Here is a 17,684-nt window from a genome sequence, read left to right as displayed (position 1 = left end):
CGGCGTACGGGTACTGGGGAGGAGGGGGTGTGGTCACCGCCCCAGACTAGGGGCAGTGCCGCTCCTCACGCCTCGCGCAGCGCGTGACGGTCGACGCCGGCGATCGAGGTGAGACCGGCGAGTCCCAGCGTGATGTCGAGCTCGGCGAGGACGTTGCGCACCACCTCGGCGACGCCGGCTTCGCCGGCAACGCCGAGTCCGTAGGCGTAGGGGCGGCCCAGTGCCACCGCGGTCGCTCCGAGGGCGAGCGCGATGAACACGTCGGAGCCCTGCCGCACGCCCGAGTCGAAGACGATCGGCACGCGCCCGGCGACCCGTTCCGCGATGGTCGGCAGCACCTCGAGCGTCGGCACGGACTGGTCGATCTGGCGCCCGCCGTGGTTCGAGATCCAGATGCCGTCGACACCGGCGTCGAGCGCGCGGATCGCGTCGTCCGGGTGCACGATGCCCTTGAGGATGATCGGCAGCGACGTCCACTGCCGGGCCTTGGCGAGGTCTTCCCAGGTGAGGGCGGGCGTCGAGAACACGTCGAGGAACGTCTCGACGGCCGCCCGCGGCAGCGGCGAGCGCAGGTTCTCGCGCACGCTCGACGATCCGGTCACGGCGGCGCCCTTCCGCGCGATGCGCAGCCCGGCCGCGACGGCCCGCGGCGTCACCCGGACGGGAGGTGCCGACTCCGCAGCATCGACCGCTGAGCCTGTCGACGCGCGCACCCGTTCGCGCACGAGCTGCTGGAAGACGGGGTCGCTCGAATACTGGGCGATGCCCATCGCGCGCGTGAACGGCAGGTAGGCGAGGTCGAGGTCACGCGTGCGCCAGCCCAGCAGGTGCGTGTCGAGGGTCACCACGACGGCCTCGCAGCCGGAAGCCTCGGCACGGCGCAGCAGCGACGCGTTGAGCTCGTCGGACGCCGACCAGTAGAGCTGGAACAGGCGGGAGCCGGCGGGTGCGGCATCCCTCACGTCCTCCATCGCGAACGACGCCTGGTTCGAGAGCGTGTACGGGACTCCGAGGGATGCCGCGGCCCGCGCCACCGCCAGGTCGGCCTCGTCGTGCGCCATCTCCATGACGCCGAGCGGGGCGAGCACCAGCGGCGTCGGACGCCGCGAGCCGAGGAACTCGATCGACAGGTCGCGGCTCGACACGTCGCGCAGCGGGCGCGGCCACACCTGCCAGCGGCCGAAGGCGGCCCGGTTCGCGGCGACGGTGCGCTCGGCGCCCGCTCCCCCGGCGATGTAGGCGAACGCCTCGGCACTGAGTGCTTTGCGCGCCGCCGTCTCGAGCGCGTCGACGTCGACCGGCACGCGCGGGCGGGTGCCGCTGATGCCGGCGCGGTAGATGTCGGACTGCGTGCGGCGGGAGATGCCGCGCGAGGCCGCGGCCGGGTCGTCGGGAGCGTCGATGCTCTGAGCCATGCCGCCCAGCCTAGAGAGGGCGCGAGGGGCCCGTCGCCGGCGCGGTCCGTATGCGGCCCGGCGACGGGGGTGTGGGAAAGCGTTCGCCGGCGACGATAGACCAGAACTGGGACCGCGCACAAGCGCGCGGCGCTCGCGTGCAAAAACGTTTCAAGAAATGCTTGCCAGGCACGTCCACCCGTGCCAGACTGCCGGACGGACGCAACGGGAATACGCTTTCCGCGGTGTTCGCAACAAATCAAGACCGGACAGGGCCCGAGTCCGTACGTGCCCGGTTCACGACGAACCCGTCACCGCGACGCCGCGGCGACGGCACCGTCATCCTTTGCCGATGCTGACAACAGGAGGAACCGTGCCCCACGTGTCCGCACGCGCCGACGGCGCGAAGCGACCCGCAGAACACGCCCCCGCACCCCGCGTCCGTCGCGGGCTGCGACTCACCGCGATCGCCGGCGCCACCGCCGTGGTCGCGGCGCTCATCACCGCGACCCCTGCCGCGGCGCTGCTCGCCCCCGCCGACGACGGAGCCTGGCGCTTCGACTTCGGCACCGCGACGAGCGCGGTCGCCCCGGGCTTCCAGCAGGTGCTGACGTCGTCGCGCTACACCGCCGAGACGGGCTGGGGCATCACGCTGCCCGACGGCGCGACGCTCTTCGACCGCGACCGCAGCACCGACGGCTCCCCCGCCGGCGCCATGGAGGACGACTTCGTCGCCGGCACGAACTGGGGCTTCCAGCTCGACGGCGTGCCCGCGGGCTCGTACGCGGTCACCGTCACCATCGGCGACGGGCTGAGCACGGCATCCGGGACCAACGCCACGGTGACCCTCGAAGGCGTCGCACAGACCCGGCTGACCTCGGGCAAGGGCGTCAACGCGACCGCGACGTACACCGCCGTCGTGACCGACGGCCAGCTGACGATCGGCTTCGCCGGCTCGGGCCTCGGCGCGTACGTGAACGGCCTGGTCATCGCCCCCGCGCTGCCCGCCACGCCCGCCGGGCTCGCCACCACCCGCGTGGCCTGGAACGGCGTCGACCTCGCCTGGTCGGCTGTCGACGGTGCCGCGAAGTACCGCGTGCTGCGCGCCGACGTCACCGGAGGCACCACCGGCGCGTTCGCGGCGATCGCCGACGTGACGGATGCCGCGTACACCGACTCCTCCACCGCCGAGGGCGGCTCGTACGCCTACGCCGTCGCCGCGGTCGACGCGTACGACCGCGTGTCTCCGCAGTCGGCCGAGGTGCGCTCGGGCACGATCCCGGCGCTCGTCGCACCCGGCGCCCCGACGGACCTCGCGGTCGCGCAGGTGACCCGCGACGCCGTCGTGCTGTCATGGTCGGCCGTCGCGAACGGCGACCAGTACGTCGTCGAGCGCGCCGGAGCCGACGGCGTCTTCTCGACGGTCGCGACCGTCACTGCACCCGGATACACGGATGCCGTCGACACGGCGCAGCAGTGGACCTACCGCGTGATCGCCGGCAACCAGGCCGGTTCGTCGGCCGCGTCCGCCCCCGTCACCTCGGCGATCTACACAGCACCCGCGCCGCTGCCCGCGGGTGACGTCGTGACCTTCGACTTCGGTCCCGGGCAGGTGGCCGACGGCGCCCTGTCGGTGACGAGCTCGACGGCCTACAGCGCGGAGTGGGGCTACGGCTTCTCGACCGCGCCCACCGCGGCGACACCCGACATCGACCGCGGCGGCGCCGACGCGCTGCGCGGCGACTTCGTGGCGGCGGCGGGATCGACCTTCGAGGTCGCGCTCGGTGCGGGCGACTACTCGGTGCGGCTCGTCTCGGGCGACGCCCAAGCGGCGACGACCACGACGATCACCGCCGAGAGCATCGCCAAGGTGCTCGAGAATCCGCAGGCCGCGGGCTCGTACCTCGACATGACGTTCACGATCGCGCTCGTCGACGGCACCCTGACGCTGGCCTTCGGCGGCGACGTGCCGGTGGTCAACGCGCTGACGATCACGCGCCTGCCGGCGCGCGTGGCGGGCGCCATCCCCACCGCGTACATCGCAGGCGACTCGACGGTGCAGACCTACGACCCCGTCGCCTACGCGCCGCAGGCCGGCTGGGGCCAGATGATCGATCGCTTCTTCGCGTCGGACGTCGCGTTCTCGAACCAGGCGATCGGCGGCCGCTCGTCGAAGAACTTCATCAGCCAGGGCCGCCTCGACGACATCCTGCGCGCCGTGCGCCCGGGCGACTACCTGATGGTGCAGTTCGGGCACAACGACGCCACGCAGGGCGTCGACGACCGCTACGCGAGCCCCGCGGACTACAAGGAGTACCTGCGCGTCTACGTCGAGGGGGCCCGCCAGCGCGGCGCCACCCCGATCCTCGTGACGCCGGTCTCGCGCCGCTCGTTCAACGCCGACACGGGCCTGTTCAACGTCAGCTTCCCCGAATACGTCGACAAGATGAAGGAGCTCGCGACCGAGGAGGACGTGCTGCTGGTCGACCTGTCGGCCTCCAGCCGCGCGTACCTCGACCAGATCGGTCCCGACGCGGCGAAGGCCGTGTTCCTCTACGCCGATCCGGGCGTCTTCCCGCAGCGACCCGCCGGCATCGCCGACGACACGCACTTCCAGGAGTACGGCGCGATCCAAATGGCTCGCCTCGTCGCCCAGGACGTCAAGGCGCTCGACGACCCGCTCGCCGCGAAGGTGACCGATGTCGAGCCGCCGGCCGACGTGCCGGTCGCACCGCAGAACGTCGTCGCCGGCGCCATCAGCAACGGCGGCGCCACGCTCCAGTGGGATGCGTCGCCCACCGCCGACATCTACAAGATCTACCGGCAGGCCGTCGCCGACCCCGAGCCCACGTGGGCGCTCGTCGGCATGGTGACCCAGACCAGCTCGATCGTTCAGGGACTGGCCGAGGGCACCGGGTACCGGTACCAGGTCGTGGCGGTGAACGGTCGCGGCGAGTCTGCGCCCAGTGCCGTCGTGACGTTCACGACCAAGCAGGCGCTGTACAAGTACGACTTCCAGCTGAAGGGCAATCCGCTCATGGCGGGGTACACCGAGGTGAACCCCGACACCGCGTACACCGCAGAGCGCGGCTACGGCTTCACCAACACCCTGCCCGCGTCGGCCGGACGTGATCGCGGAGCCGCCGACGGTTCGAACGACCTGCTGCGGGACTTCGTGCTGCCCGGCGACACGTCGACGTTCGCCCTGGACGTGCCCGACGGCACGTACTCGGTGAAGACGTACTCGGGCGACTGGATCGGGTCGACCAAGACGAGCTTCCGCGTCGAGGGCAAGGAAGCGGGCAGCGGCAACGCCGGCAAGGGCGCTGTCAACGAGACCCTGCGCGGCCCGTACCTCGTCACCGACGGCCAGCTGAACATCGAGGCGTACGGCGCCGCGGCCGGCACGCGTCTGAACGGTCTGGAGATCACTCCGATCCTCCTCGGACCGGTGGGCCTGCAGGTCACCGACGTCAACGCCGACCCGGCGGCGCCCAGTGTGTCGCTGGCGTGGAACGGCGAGAGCGGCCTGACGTGGAACGTCTACCGCCAGTCGCCGTTCGACGCGAAGCCTGTGCTCGTGGCATCCGTCGCCGAGCCCTCGTTCGTCGACACGTCGGCGCGCGTCGGACTCGATTACGCGTACCACGTGACCGCGGTCGACCAGACGAAGCTCGAGTCGGTGCCGTCCAAGACGGTCGAGGTGTCGTTCGTCGACGCTTCGGTCGCCCCGCCGGCGGCTCCTACGGGCCTCTCCATCGAGAGCATCGACAAGCGGTCGCTCGAACTCTCGTGGGCGCAGCCGTTGAACGCGCTGTACTACCTGGTGTTCCGCTCCGAGGTCGGCGGCGAGCGCGGCGACCTCGTCGGCATCGCCGACGCGAACCGCTACACCGACACGTCGGTGCTCACCACGATCCCGTACTTCTACACGGTCGTCGCGGTGAACGCGGGCGGTGCGGGTGCGGCCTCCGCCCAGCTGAAGACCGACGCGGTGACGGTGCTGCAGCGGCAGGCCGAATATCTCGACCGGGCTCCGGCGGCGGTGTCGACGGATGCCGGCACGCTGGTGTCGTGGCGCATGCTGGGCACCGACCCCGACAGCGTCGCGTTCCACGTCTACCGGGACGGCAAGCGCCTGACGAAGACCCCGATCACGGACTCGACGAACTACCTCGACGAGACCGGGACGGCGGCATCCACCTACTTCGTCACGAAGGTGCTGGACGGGGTCGAGACCACCGAGACCGACACCTTCGGCGTGCAGGACGGCGACTACCTGTCGGTGCCGCTCGACAAGCCCGCTGACGGCTACACGAAGGACGGCCAGCCCTACACGTACTCGGCGAACGACACGAGCGTCGGCGACGTGGACGGCGACGGGCAGTACGAGCTGATCGTGAAGTGGGACGCCCGCTCGCACGACAACTCGCAGGCGGGGTACAACGGCAACGTGCTGCTGGACGCCTACCGGCTCGACGGCACGCGGCTGTGGCGCATCGACCTCGGTGTCAACATCCGGGCCGGCGCGCATTACACGCAGTTCCAGGTGTACGACTACGACGGCGACGGCCGCGCGGAGGTCATGATGAAGACCGGCGACGGCACCGTCGACGGCGTCGGGCAGCCGATCGGCAACGCCAGCGCCGACTACCGCAACAGCTCGGGCTACATCCTGAGCGGTCCGGAGTACCTCACGGTGTTCGACGGCCTCACCGGTGCCGCGGTCGACACGATCGACTACGTGCCGCCGCGCGGCGACGTCGGGGCATGGGGCGACACGTACGGCAACCGGGTCGACCGGTTCCTCGCGGCGACCGCCTACCTCGACGGCGAGCACCCGAGCGCGATCTTCAGCCGCGGGTACTACACCCGCGCGGTGATGGCCGCGTACGACTTCGACGGCTCGAAGCTGCACCAGCGCTGGGTGCTCGACTCGAACGACGAGGGCAACGAGGGCTTCTACGGAATGGGCAACCACAACCTGTCGGTGGCCGACGTGGACGGCGACGCGAAGGACGAGATCGTCTACGGCTCGGCCACGGTCGACGACGACGGCTCGCTGCTCTATTCGACGGGCCTCGGCCACGGCGACGCGATCCACGTGTCGGACCTCGTGCCGTCCAACCCCGGGCTGGAGGTGTTCGCCGCGCACGAGGAGATGCACGCCTCGGGCAACCGCGGGGCCACCATGCGCGATGCGCGCACGGGCAAGATCCTGTGGTCGATCCCGGCGACGGTCGACACCGGGCGCGCCGCGTCCGGTGACATCGACCCGCGCCACGAGGGCGCCGAGGGCTGGGCCGTCGGCGGCGACGCCGCCTGGAACTCCCCCGTCGGGCAGCTGATGTCGTCGACGGGTGAGCTGATCTCGACCGAGATCCCCGCGGCGAACTTCCTGGCATGGTTCGACGGCGACCCGCTGCGCGAGATCGTCGACCACGACTGGAACGCCGACACGTCCGAGGGCGTGCCGACGATCGGCAAGTGGAACTGGGAGACCGAGACGACCGACGTGATCCTCAAGGCCGACGGAGCCCGCTCCAACAACGGCACCAAGGGCACGCCCAACCTGCAGGCGGATCTGTTCGGCGACTGGCGCGAAGAGATCGCGTGGCGTTCGGCGGACTCGACCGAGCTGCGGATCTACTCCACCACCGACGAGACGTCGATCCGGCTGCGCACCCTCATGCACGACCCGGTCTACCGGCTCTCGGTGGCATGGCAGAACACCGGCTACAACCAGCCCCCGCAGACGAGCTTCTTCCTCGGCGACGGGTTCACGCAGCCGGCCGCCCCGCGGATCGCCGTCACCGGCGACCCGAACGGAGCGGTGGATGCCACGGCCCCGGTGCTCTCGGGCGTCCCGGCCGACGGCACGCTGCTGCCGAGCACCGGCACGTTCACCGTCGCCGTGGCGGCGGAGGACCCCGAGTCGGGCGTGCGCAACCTCGACATCGCGTTCGACGGCGAGCCCGTCGCACCCGGTGCCGCGATCGCGTTGAAGGACAAGGTCGGCGTGCACACGCTCACGGTCAACGCCGTGAACCACGACGGCCTGGTGGCCCAGGCGTCGGTGCAGCTGCTGGTGTTCGACGACGAAGGCGCCGCCAAGGCGCCGGGCCGCGGCATCCTGTCGTCCGACTCCGGATGGGAGAGCGGGCTCAGCGACGGCCGCTACACCGTGTCGATGAACCTGTGGTCGGGGGTCAACGGCGCCGTCTACAAGCTGTACGAGAACGACGCCCTGATCGCGACGAAGCTGCTCGACGCGAATTCGCCGAACGCGCAGCTGGCCACGGTCGACGTGACCGGCAAGCCCAACGGCACCTACGTGTACACGGGTGAGCTGATCAACGCGAAGGGCACGACCGCGACCTCCTCGGTCACGGTGAAGGTGAAGGATGCCGCACCCGGCGTCCCGGTGCTCTCGCACGACAACTACGACAAGGACGGCAACTACACCGTCACCGCCGACCTGTGGTGGGGCACCAACGCCACGTCGTACCGGCTGTACGAGAACGGGACGCTGATCGACGAGCAGACGCTCGTGGCGGCATCCCCGAACGCGCAGCGGGCCGCGACGGCCGTCGCCGGACGCGCACCGGGCACGTATACGTACGTCGCCGAGTTCGCCAACGCGGCGGGGACGACCTCGTCGAAGGCCATGACGGTGACCGTCAAGAAGTAGCGGGAGCGCGGATGCCGGCGGCCGGTCACCTACGGGTGGCCGGCCGTCGGCCTTCTCGGATCAGCCGCCGAACCCGCACCACTGGCCGACCCACGTGAGGATGCGGCCGCGGAGTTCGTCGCCGACGAACAGTTCGATCTCGCCCGGCTCGCCGTCGAGGGCGATCTCGACGTCGAAGATCGTGCCGCGCTTGTCCTCCTGCACCGCGTGCGGGTCGCACCGGAAGGGCACGAGGGGAACCTCGATGACGACGGGCTCGGTGTCGCCGGCGCTCACGTCGACGTCGAGCGGGTAGACCTCGTCGTCGCCGGGCACCGCGAAGTCGATGAGGTTCGTCCTCTCGATCCCGGTGACGGTCGCCGATCCCGAGCCCGTCGGGGTGACGGTGAGCTCCAGCGAGGCGGGCTCGCCGGGAGGCGAGGCGCTGAAGCCCGTGAAGTCGACGGTCGCGGCCTGCGTCAGCTGCTCCTGGAGGCACTCGCGCGCGTGCAGCGGCGCGAGGAATCCGACCGGATCGGGAGCGGATGCCTCGACCTCGGTGGTTCCGTCGTCGCCCACCAGCTCCAGCACCACCGTCGCCGTGCCGTCGTGCGGGGCATCGCAGTCGACGGCGGCCAGCTGGACGCGGACGTCGACGGTGCCACCGGCGGGGATCGTGCTCACGCGGTCGGCGATCGCCCGGGAGGACGGGCCGTCGAACCTCGGGTCGTCGATGCGCACCTCCCCCACCGTGAGCGGCGCGTCCGTGCCGTTGGTGAGGTGGACCTCCACCTGCCGCGCGGCGACGTCCGAGCGCAGCTGCTGCAGCTCGACCGCGACCCGGGACGGCAGTGTGGGCGTCGGTGCGGGCATGGCCGCGCAGCCGGACAGAGCCGCCAGCAGCACGAGCGCCCCACCGACGACGACTCGCGTGCGCATGTCAGCGGGTGAGAGTCTCGCGCGCGACGGTGACCTCGTCGAGCGCCACCGGATCGATCACGACGCCCAGCCCCGGACCGGTCGGCACGCGCACGTGGCCGTGCTCGAGCACCGCCGGCTCGGTCACGATGTCGCGCGTATAGAAGCGGCTGGATGCTGAGACGTCGCCCGGCAGCGTGAAGCCCGGCAGGGCGGCCAGAGCGGTGTTCGCAGCGCGGCCGATGCCGGTCTCGAGCATGCCGCCGCACCACACCGGGACGCCGGCCGCCGCGCAGCGGTCGTGGATGCGCACCGCTTCGAGGTAGCCGCCGACGCGTCCGGCCTTGATGTTGACGATGGATGCCGCACCCAGCGCGAGCGCATCGGCCGCCGCCTTGTCCGACACGATCGATTCGTCCAGGCACACCGGCGTGCGCAGTCGCCGGGCCAGCGTCGCATGGTCGACGATGTCGTCCTCCTGCAGCGGCTGTTCGATGAGCAGCAGGTCGAACCGGTCGAGCTCGGCGAGCGTGTCGGCGTCGGCGAGCGTGTATGCCGAGTTGGCGTCGACCTGCAGCGGAATCGTGCCGAAGGCGTCGCGCACGGCGGCGGTGTCGCCGACGTCGCGCCCGGGCCGGATCTTGAGCTTGATGCGCACGTACCCCTCGTCGAGGTAGCCCGCGACGGTGTCGACGAGCGCCGCCGGGTCGCGCTGGATCCCCACCGACACCCCGCTGGGCACACGGTCGCGCACGGCGCCGAGGTACTCGCCGAGCGGCCGTCCCTCGGCGCGGAGGGCGGCGTCCAGCACGGCGAGCTCGAGCCCCGCCTTCGCCATGCGATGGCCCTTGAACGGCTCGAGCACGCCGGCGACGTCCTCGGGCGCGAGGGTCCGCCGGTCCAGCAGCGCAGGCGCGAGGAACCGCAGTGCGACGTCCCACGCACCCTGCGTGTACTCGCTCGAGTACAGCGGGTCGGCCTGCGTGACGATCTCGCCCCACCCGTCGCCGCCGGCGGTCAGCGCCCGCACGACGATGACCTCGCGCACCGTCTCGGTGCCGAAGGACGTGGTGAACGGCGACACGAGCGGCAGGTGCAGCACGCGCAGCTCGAAGCCTTCGAGGGCGACGGATGCCGCAGACCGGGCGATGGGCATGCGCTCAGCGTACGCCCGGGTGCCGGCTGGGCACGGGGCTCAGTGGGCGAGGCGCAGCGTGGCGGCGTCGCGGCGGACCGGGACGTAGGTCGAGCGTGCGGCCCGCGGACGGCGCCGGCGCGGCTCGTTCTCGGTCAGGCGCCGCTCCGCGCGCCGCAACGCGTCGCTCGCGGCGATGATCAGGGACTCGATGTGCTCGTGCATGGCTCCTCCTTCCTCACCGAAGAGCCGCGGTCGCCTGTCCTGATACGTCGGCTCAGGAGCTGCGCCGCGTGTTCATGCCTTCACGGTACGAGGGGGGTCCGACATCGTCGGAGCCGCGGCGACCTCACTCGAGCCAGGGGAACCCGTCGGGATCGACCTGCGCACGGGCGAAGGTGGTCTCGTCGTCGTGCCCGCGGATGCGATCGAGCAGCGGGAAGTCCGTGGGGGCGACCGCGGCCCTCGTCAGCGGTCGCGCCGGCGTGAGGCTCGCCCACTGCTCGGAGCGGACGACGTTCCCGCCGAACTCGCGTGCGGGCTCCTGGACGAAGCCGTCCCGCGGCACGAGGTAGACGGTCCCCGGCGAGAAGGCGTCCGCCTCGCGGGCGGCGCTGCTGATCGAGAAGAAGTAGTGGGGATCGCCCAGCCCGTGCGGACCCTCGAACCGCACCGCGGCGTTGATCAGCGACATGGGGTGACCCCCTCGGTCGAGGATCGCGAAGTACATCGCCCAGAGCGCGTCCGACGCGGCGTACACGGCCAGCTGGTTGCCGAACTGCGTCGTATCGTCCGGCTGTCGCGGCTCGAACTCCGCGATGCCCGGGTCGGACGAGCCGTGCACGAGGACCTCCCTCGTGTCCACGATGTACGCCAGGAACTGCCAGACGGGCGCCGCACGGCCGACGTCGATCGCGCGTCCCGCGGCCACGGCCTCGTCGAACTCGCGATCGAACGCGGCCCGCGTCGCGGCATCCAGCTCGACCGGCGGCCGCCGTTCGAGGAATCCGGGCACCTCGATCGGCGGCATGTCACTCATACCGCGACGCTATCGGTCCCCGACGGGCTCTGCTCATGCGGGCAGCTCGGCGAACGCGCGCACCGGGAAGGTGCCGAAGCCCTCGACGGCAGGCGGCGCCGCCGTGAACCGCGCGCCGTGCGGCGGGAGCGATCCGAGGTTCGTGAGGTGCTCGACGACGTGCACGCCGGCACCCAGCAGCAGCGAGTGCGCGGGCCGTTCGCCGCCCCCCGAGCCTGTCGAAGGGTCCGCGTCGTCGATGTTCAGCGAGTCGATGCCCACGAGCACGGCGCCCGCGTCGATGAGCCACTGGGCGGCCTCGCCGGTGAGGAACGGCGCGCCTGTGCCGTACTCCGGCGCACCGAACCAGCGATCCCACCCGGTGTGCAGCAGCACGGCCGCGCCCCGCACGTCGCGGTCGGCGAGCGTCGCGGGACGGATGCCGCGGCGCCCGGCATCCCACGCGTCCTCCAGGTGGAACACCTCGGCGCGCAGCCCGACGAGCGAGGCGAGCTCGAGGCCGGCGAGGTCGCTGCCGTCCGCGTAGCGATGGAACGGCGAGTCGAGGTACGTGCCGGTGTTGCCGATCATGTGGATGACATCCATCGCGAACTCGGTGCCCGGGGCGTAGCGGGCACGGGAGTCCTCGCGGGTCAGGTGCGGCGTGATGCTCGGCGCCGGCAGGCCCGGGTAGGTCACGAGGCCCGCCCGGATCGGGTGGCTCAGGTCGACGATCCGCGTCGCGGAGGGGGATGCCGTCACCTCGACGCCGCGGCTGCCCCGGTGCGGCTCCTCGACGATCCGCACTCCGCGCAGCTCGACCTCGTCGACGAGCGCGAGGCCCAGGTGCGCGATGAGCAGGCGGCCGAGTTCGTCCTCCGACACCTCGGCCGAGGGCAGGTCGAGCCGGAAGCCGACGCCGGACAGCCCGCCTCCGTTCGCGAAGCGCAGGTCGAAGTCGAAATGGGCGCGGTAGTCGGGCATGCCGCGAGCCTACGGGCGCGGCATCCACCGGGTCCCCGCGCCCCGGGCGAAATGGCAGACGAGCCCGCCGTCACGGCAGGATCGCTCCGTTCGACGGGTGGTTCAGCGCCGGACGAGCAGGTACCCGCGCTCGTCGTCGAAGCCGCCGATCACAAGGCCCGCGGCCAGATGCGCCACGAGCTCGTCACGCACGCGCACGCGCCAGGCGGCGGCATCCACGGCGGAATCGCGACGCAGCGACTCGATGTCGTGCGGGACGACGACCGACGCGACCACCGCGGCGTCGTCGGGGGTGGGCGCGGGCGGTGCGGCGAGCGCCCACGACACCATGATGCGATCGGTCTCGTCGCCGCGGTTCACACCGTCGTCCATCGGGCCGTAGTGGTTCACGAGGTACTCGGTCGCGCGTGTGCCCAGCACCCGCAGGTTGAAGTGCGCATTGCGTGCGACGAGCGGGTCGAACGTCCACGTGATGTGCCCCACATCGCGCGCGAGCGCCCACTCGCGCTGGTGCTGCTTGAGGACGCGCCCGAGTCCCTGCGACTGATGGTCGGGCAGCACGCCGGTGATGTGGCTGTGCATCGACCGCGCGGCCGGCGCGGCGAAGAACGCGACGGATGCCCCGACCATCCGCTCGCCGTCGTACAGGCCCACCGCGTAGTTGCCGGAGTGCGCGAGCGCGCGCAGCAGGTTCGGCGGCATGCCCCCACGGTCGCCGCCCCACACCTCGGCGAGGACCGCCGACGCACGGTGGACCTCGTCGACCGTGTCGAGCGGGCGGATGTCGATGCCGGGCGGGGTGGCGGTCTCGGCCATGCCCCCAGTCTGCACCCGCCTGCGTCCACTCGCGAGGCGCCCGCCGGAGCCGGTGTCTCCGAGCGCCGATAGCCTGAACCGATGGGCACCGGTGAGGACGACGAGAGACGACGACTGACCCGGATGCCTCGCCAGGGCGCCATCGTGGCGGTGCTGGCGATCGCCGGCCTGGCGTCGTCGTTCATGTTCACGCTGGTCGTGCCGATCCAGTCGAAGCTTCCCGAGCTGCTGAACGCCAGCCGCGAGGACACCGCCTGGGTCGTGACGTCCACCCTGCTGGCGGCCGCGGTGATGACCCCGATCGCCGGGCGCCTCGGCGACATGTACGGCAAGCGGCGCATCGTGCTCGTGCTCCTGGCGGTCATGGTGGCGGGGTCCGTCATCGCCGCGGCATCCCCCGGCATCGTCGGCGTCATCGTCGGGCGCACGCTGCAGGGAGCGGTGACCGGAGTGATCCCGCTCGGCATCTCGATCCTGCGCGACGTGCTGCACGAGGACCGCATCGACTCCGCCATCGCGCTCATCAGCGCCACGCTCGGTGTCGGCGGCGCGCTCGGCCTGCCCATCAGCGCGCTCATCACCGAGCGCAGCGACTGGCATGTGCTGTTCTGGGTCGCCGCGGCCCTCGGCGTCATCGTGTTCGCGCTCGTGCTGTGGATCGTGCCGGTGAGCGCCCTGCGCACCGGCGGCCGGTTCGACTATGTCGGCACCGCCGGCCTCGCGATCGGTCTCATCGGCGTGCTCCTGGCCGTCTCGCGCGGCAACGAGTGGGGCTGGGACTCTCCGGCCGTGCTCGCGTGCGGACTCGGCGGCATCGTCGTGCTGCTGGTGTGGGGATGGTACGAGCTGCGCACGACCGATCCGCTCCTCGACCTCCGGGTCGCGGCGCGCCGGCCGGTGCTGCTCACGAACCTCGCGTCGATCGCGTTCGGGTTCTCGCTGTTCGCGTCGAACGTCGTCTATCCCCAGCTGCTCGAGCAGCCGACCGCGGCGGGCGGCTTCGGGCTGTCGCTCGTGGCCGCGAGCCTCATCGTGATGCCCGCCGGCCTCGTGATGATGGTGATCTCGCCGTTCTCGGGACAGCTCGCCCGCACCGTCGGCCCCAAGCTGCTGCTCGTCCTCGGCGCCTTCGCCCTCGTCATCACGTACGGCTTCACGCTCGTGTTCGCGAGCGAGGTGTGGCAGATCCTCGTCGCCAACATCGGCATCGGCTTCGGCATCGGCTTCGGGTACGCCGCGATGCCGATGCTCATCATGCGCTCGGTGCCGCAGTCCGAGACCGGCGCCTCGAACGGCCTCAACGCGCTGTTCCGCTCGCTCGGCACGAGCACCGCGGCCGCCGTCGTCGGCGCCGTGCTCGCCACCTACGCGATCGACCTCGACGGCACGCCCGTGCCGGGTCCTGCCGCGTTCCACGCGTCGTTCCTGCTCGGCGGTGCGGCGGCGATCGTGGCCCTCGTCGTGGCGCTGTTCATCCCGCGCCATCACGCGCCGGAGGAACGGCATCCCTCCCTCCCCGAGTAGCCCTCGGCAGGCAGGTGCACCCGGTCCTGAGCCTGTCGAAGGGCGCGCTTCGACAGGCTCAGCGACCGACGGGCTCAGTGACCGACAGGCTCAGCGACCGACAGGCTCGGCGACCGACGGCTCAGCGGGCGGCGGGCTTCAGCGCCCGGAGCCGCGGCGCGTCGGGGGCGAGGCGCTCGGCGACCGCGACCGCCGAGAGGATCGCGCTCTCGTGCGAGTCGGCGTCGGCGGTGTACAGGCCCGCGAGCGAGATGCCGTGCGCACCCTGCAGCGGCCGCAGCCGTCGCTGCGCGTCGAAGTACGTCGTGTCGATGAGCCCGTGCCGGTACGCGGCGGTGGCGTACAGAGGCTGCGGAAGCTCGTCGTCGTACGTCACCCAGCTCTTGAACACCGGGATGCCGCGGGCCGGGTTCCAGATCGACAGCTGGCTGTGCGCCCCGTCGGTGCGCACGTTCACGACCGACCATGCCGCCCGGTCCCGCGGCATGAGCCGGGGATCTCCGTGGATGGCGATGGTGGTGTCGAAGTAGCGGAACCGGGCGAGCTGCGTCCGCATCTCGGCGGTCTCGGGCAGCCCTGCGAGCAGCTGGTGCGCCGTGCTGGCGTCGCACGCGAGCACGACGTGGTCGAAGGGATGCCGCACCCCGGCCGCCGCGACCACCAGCGAGCCGTCGGCGTCCCGGGTGAGGGCCTCGACCGGTGCGCCGGAGTGCAGGCTCGCCCGGCCCAGCGATGCGACCAGGGCGTCGACGTAGACGCGCAGGCCGCCGGGGATCTCGCTCTGCGCGGGCGGCGTGATGCCCTTCGGGAGGTTGGCCCCCAGGTAGTACAGCGCGTTGTAGGCCGCGAACCCGCGGAACTCGTCGAGGTCGACGCACCAGAACGCCAGCAGCAGCGGGAACAGGAAGTCGTCGACGAACCGCTTCGGCAGCCGGCGTCGCTCCACGTACTCCGCGATCGTCGTCGTCGTGTCGTGCTCGGCGAGGAAGGCGGGGATGCCCGAGAGGAAGGACCGGAACCGCAGCAGATCGACGATCGCGCGCGGCGTGAGCGAGGCCCACACCGGACGCCACCCTCGCACCGGCGGCATCGCGACAGGCCGGGTGCCGTCGGCGCGTGCGACGGTGAGCGTCGCGGGGTAGACGGTGCGCGGCACGTCGAGCGCGTCGAGCAGCCGGTTGAAGGTCGCATACGCCGCGGTGCGCGCGAAGAACTGGAACCCGGCGTCGATGCTCAGCGTCTGTCCGTCCACCTCGATGTCGACCGTGTGCGCGTGGCCGCCGAAGCGCTCGTCCTTCTCGAACAGCGTGACGTCGTGATGCTGCTCCAGCAGCCAGGCCGTCGCGAGGCCGGCGGCCCCTCCCCCGATGATCCCGATGCGCATTCCCGCACCGTACCGCCTGCATCGCCGCGGAGCCGCCACCGCGGCACGGGGGCTATCGCCCGCGTGCGGGTCGTCGCTAGCCTGACCTCATCCGGGGGGCGACGGGAGCGAACGCATGGACGGGCGTGATCAGGGATTTCAGGGTGACGAGCGCGACTCCCCCGCGGGCAGGCTGCCCGAGCAGGACCCGGTAGGACCGCCGGACGGCGCGGTGGCAGCCGCGGCTCCCGTCTCGGCCGCCGCGGCCTCGGCCGCCACGTCGCTCGCGGCCGACGACGGCTCCGACCACGACACCCGCTTCTTCGGTCAGCCCTGGTCGCTCGCCCACATCTTCGGCGTCGAGATGTGGGAGCGGTTCAGCTTCTACGGCATGCAGGGCATCCTGCTCATCTACATGTACTACTCGGTCGCAGAAGGCGGCCTGGGCATCGACCAGGCCACCGCGACCGGCATCGTCGGCGCCTACGGCGGCACCGTCTATCTGTCGACGATCCTCGGCGCCTGGGTGGCCGACCGCCTCCTCGGTTCGGAGCGGGTGCTGTTCTTCAGCGCCTGGGTCATCATGGCGGGCCACATCGCCCTGGCACTGCTGCCGAACGTGTGGGGCCTGGGCGTGGGCCTGGTCCTCGTGGCCGTCGGCTCCGGCGGACTCAAGGCGAACGCGACCGCCGTGGTCGGCACGCTGTACTCGCCCAAGGACGCCCGGCGCGACGCCGGCTTCTCGCTGTTCTATCTCGGCATCAACCTCGGCGCGTTCCTCGGTCCGATCGTGACCGGCGCGCTGCAGAGCAGTCTCGGCTTCCACTGGGGCTTCGCCGCCGCGGCCGTCGGAATGGCGCTCGGCCTCATCCAGTACTCGTTCGGCCGCAAGCAGCTGCCGGCGGCATCCCGCGTCGTGGCCAACCCGCTCCCCGCGAACCGTCGCGGTCTCATGATCGGCGTCGCCGTCGCGGGGCTCCTCGTCATCGTCGTGCTCGTGCTGACTGGCGTCATCCGCGCCGACAACCTCGCCGGCGTGGTGATCCTCGTCACGCTGGCGGCGGCGATCGCGTACTTCGCGGTCATCATCGGCTCGCGCCAGATCAGCGCCGACGCGCGCTCGCGCGTGATCGGCTTCATCCCGCTGTTCATCGTGAACGTCGGCTTCTGGTCGCTGTACCAGCAGCAGTTCACGGTGCTGACGATCTACTCCGACGAGCGGCTGAACCGGACGATCTTCGGCTGGGAGATGCCGATCCCGTGGGTCAACTCCATCAATCCGATCTTCGTGATCATCCTGTCGGGCGTCTTCGCCGTGATCTGGACGAAGCTGGGCGACCGCGCCCCGTCCGCCCCGGTGAAGTTCTCGCTCGGAGCGATGATCATGGGCCTGGCGTTCCTGCTGTTCCTGCCGTGGGCGAACGGTGCGCCCAACTCGACGCCGCTGCTGGCCATCGTGCTGATCCTGTTCGTGTTCACGGTGGCCGAGCTGTTCATCTCTCCCCCGGGGCTGTCGGTGACGACCAAGCTGGCGCCCGAGCGCTTCCACACGCAGATGGTGGCGCTGTACTTCCTGTCGATCGCACTCGGCACCGCCATCGCCGGCTGGCTCGCCCAGTTCTACGACCCGAAGAACGAGATCCCGTACTTCACGATCCTCGGCGGCATCGCGATCGTCCTCGGCCTCGCCCTGCTGGCCGCCGTGAAGCCGGTGCTCGCGCTCATGCGCGGCGTGCGCTGACCGAGGGACGTGGGGGGGGGGGGGGGGCCCCCCCCCCCCCCCCCCCCCCCCCCCCCCCCCCCCCCGCCCCCCCCCCCCCCCCCCCCCCCCCCCCCCCCCCCCCCCCCCCCGCCCCCCCCCG

At 71.5% G+C, this 17,684-nt stretch carries 11 protein-coding genes; 3 read left to right on the top strand and 8 right to left on the bottom strand.

Annotated elements, in window-relative coordinates; all coding sequences use genetic code 11:
- Positions 1–65: 65 nt before the first annotated feature.
- A complete protein-coding gene (locus ACFWJ8_RS06205) occupies positions 66–1,415 on the bottom strand; it encodes an alpha-hydroxy-acid oxidizing protein (protein WP_378809893.1) in 1,350 nt (449 codons plus the stop codon).
- Positions 1,416–1,776: 361 nt separating this feature from the next.
- Between ACFWJ8_RS06205 and ACFWJ8_RS06200 the strand changes: the two genes are divergently transcribed.
- Positions 1,777–8,085, top strand: coding sequence for a fibronectin type III domain-containing protein (locus tag ACFWJ8_RS06200; RefSeq protein ID WP_378810088.1), 6,309 nt, complete (start codon positions 1,777–1,779; stop codon positions 8,083–8,085).
- Between the two features lie 60 nt (positions 8,086–8,145).
- On the opposite strand, the gene ACFWJ8_RS06195 is transcribed toward ACFWJ8_RS06200, so the two are convergent.
- From ACFWJ8_RS06195 to ACFWJ8_RS06170, 6 genes are all read right to left on the bottom strand, one after another.
- Entirely contained in the window at positions 8,146–9,003 is an 858-nt protein-coding gene (locus tag ACFWJ8_RS06195; RefSeq protein ID WP_378809891.1) for a hypothetical protein, read from the bottom strand.
- A gap of 1 nt (position 9,004) precedes the next feature.
- Positions 9,005–10,138 (bottom strand): o-succinylbenzoate synthase, encoded by a 1,134-nt coding sequence (menC, locus tag ACFWJ8_RS06190; RefSeq protein ID WP_378809889.1) that lies wholly within the window; start codon positions 10,136–10,138, stop codon positions 9,005–9,007.
- 39 nt (positions 10,139–10,177) lie between these two features.
- On the bottom strand, positions 10,178–10,342 hold the full coding sequence (locus tag ACFWJ8_RS06185) for a hypothetical protein (protein ID WP_378809888.1): 165 nt from the start codon (positions 10,340–10,342) through the stop codon (positions 10,178–10,180).
- A 124-nt stretch (positions 10,343–10,466) separates the two neighbouring features.
- The gene (locus ACFWJ8_RS06180; protein WP_378809887.1) at positions 10,467–11,156 is read right to left on the bottom strand and encodes a hypothetical protein; all 690 of its coding nucleotides are present in this window, start codon (positions 11,154–11,156) and stop codon (positions 10,467–10,469) included.
- 33 nt (positions 11,157–11,189) lie between these two features.
- Complete coding sequence (locus tag ACFWJ8_RS06175) at positions 11,190–12,119, bottom strand: cyclase family protein (RefSeq protein ID WP_378809886.1); 930 nt, start codon at positions 12,117–12,119, stop codon at positions 11,190–11,192.
- 102 nt (positions 12,120–12,221) lie between these two features.
- Positions 12,222–12,935: a GNAT family N-acetyltransferase gene (locus tag ACFWJ8_RS06170; protein WP_378809885.1), complete on the bottom strand. Its 714-nt coding sequence runs from the start codon at positions 12,933–12,935 to the stop codon at positions 12,222–12,224.
- Positions 12,936–13,058: 123 nt separating this feature from the next.
- Between ACFWJ8_RS06170 and ACFWJ8_RS06165 the strand changes: the two genes are divergently transcribed.
- Positions 13,059–14,459 carry an MFS transporter gene (locus tag ACFWJ8_RS06165; RefSeq protein WP_378810086.1) on the top strand — a complete coding sequence of 467 codons (1,401 nt, stop codon included), beginning with the start codon at positions 13,059–13,061 and terminating at the stop codon, positions 14,457–14,459.
- A gap of 121 nt (positions 14,460–14,580) precedes the next feature.
- Here the strand turns inward: ACFWJ8_RS06165 and ACFWJ8_RS06160 are convergent, their stop codons facing one another.
- The gene (locus tag ACFWJ8_RS06160; protein ID WP_378809883.1) at positions 14,581–15,843 is read right to left on the bottom strand and encodes an FAD-dependent oxidoreductase; all 1,263 of its coding nucleotides are present in this window, start codon (positions 15,841–15,843) and stop codon (positions 14,581–14,583) included.
- A 115-nt stretch (positions 15,844–15,958) separates the two neighbouring features.
- Between ACFWJ8_RS06160 and ACFWJ8_RS06155 the strand changes: the two genes are divergently transcribed.
- On the top strand, positions 15,959–17,563 hold the full coding sequence (locus ACFWJ8_RS06155) for a peptide MFS transporter (RefSeq protein WP_378809882.1): 1,605 nt from the start codon (positions 15,959–15,961) through the stop codon (positions 17,561–17,563).
- The last annotated feature ends 121 nt before the right edge of the window (positions 17,564–17,684 follow it).

This window comes from Microbacterium sp. NPDC058389, assembly GCF_042722305.1.
Taxonomy (GTDB): domain Bacteria; phylum Actinomycetota; class Actinomycetes; order Actinomycetales; family Microbacteriaceae; genus Microbacterium.
The sequence above is the reverse complement of the archived record's forward strand: the minus strand, read 5'-3'. Positions and strand labels throughout refer to the sequence as shown.

What these genes read in the sequence shown, in the direction of transcription:
- ACFWJ8_RS06205 (WP_378809893.1), bottom strand. Translation starts at nt 1,415, where the DNA reads ATGGCTCAGAGCATCGACGCTCCCGACGACCCGGCCGCGGCCTCGCGC.
- ACFWJ8_RS06195 (WP_378809891.1), bottom strand. Translation starts at nt 9,003, where the DNA reads ATGCGCACGCGAGTCGTCGTCGGTGGGGCGCTCGTGCTGCTGGCGGCT.
- menC (WP_378809889.1), bottom strand. Translation starts at nt 10,138, where the DNA reads ATGCCCATCGCCCGGTCTGCGGCATCCGTCGCCCTCGAAGGCTTCGAG.
- ACFWJ8_RS06185 (WP_378809888.1), bottom strand. Translation starts at nt 10,342, where the DNA reads ATGCACGAGCACATCGAGTCCCTGATCATCGCCGCGAGCGACGCGTTG.
- ACFWJ8_RS06180 (WP_378809887.1), bottom strand. Translation starts at nt 11,156, where the DNA reads ATGAGTGACATGCCGCCGATCGAGGTGCCCGGATTCCTCGAACGGCGG.
- ACFWJ8_RS06175 (WP_378809886.1), bottom strand. Translation starts at nt 12,119, where the DNA reads ATGCCCGACTACCGCGCCCATTTCGACTTCGACCTGCGCTTCGCGAAC.
- ACFWJ8_RS06170 (WP_378809885.1), bottom strand. Translation starts at nt 12,935, where the DNA reads ATGGCCGAGACCGCCACCCCGCCCGGCATCGACATCCGCCCGCTCGAC.
- ACFWJ8_RS06165 (WP_378810086.1), top strand. Translation starts at nt 13,059, where the DNA reads ATGCCTCGCCAGGGCGCCATCGTGGCGGTGCTGGCGATCGCCGGCCTG.
- ACFWJ8_RS06160 (WP_378809883.1), bottom strand. Translation starts at nt 15,843, where the DNA reads ATGCGCATCGGGATCATCGGGGGAGGGGCCGCCGGCCTCGCGACGGCC.
- ACFWJ8_RS06155 (WP_378809882.1), top strand. Translation starts at nt 15,959, where the DNA reads ATGGACGGGCGTGATCAGGGATTTCAGGGTGACGAGCGCGACTCCCCC.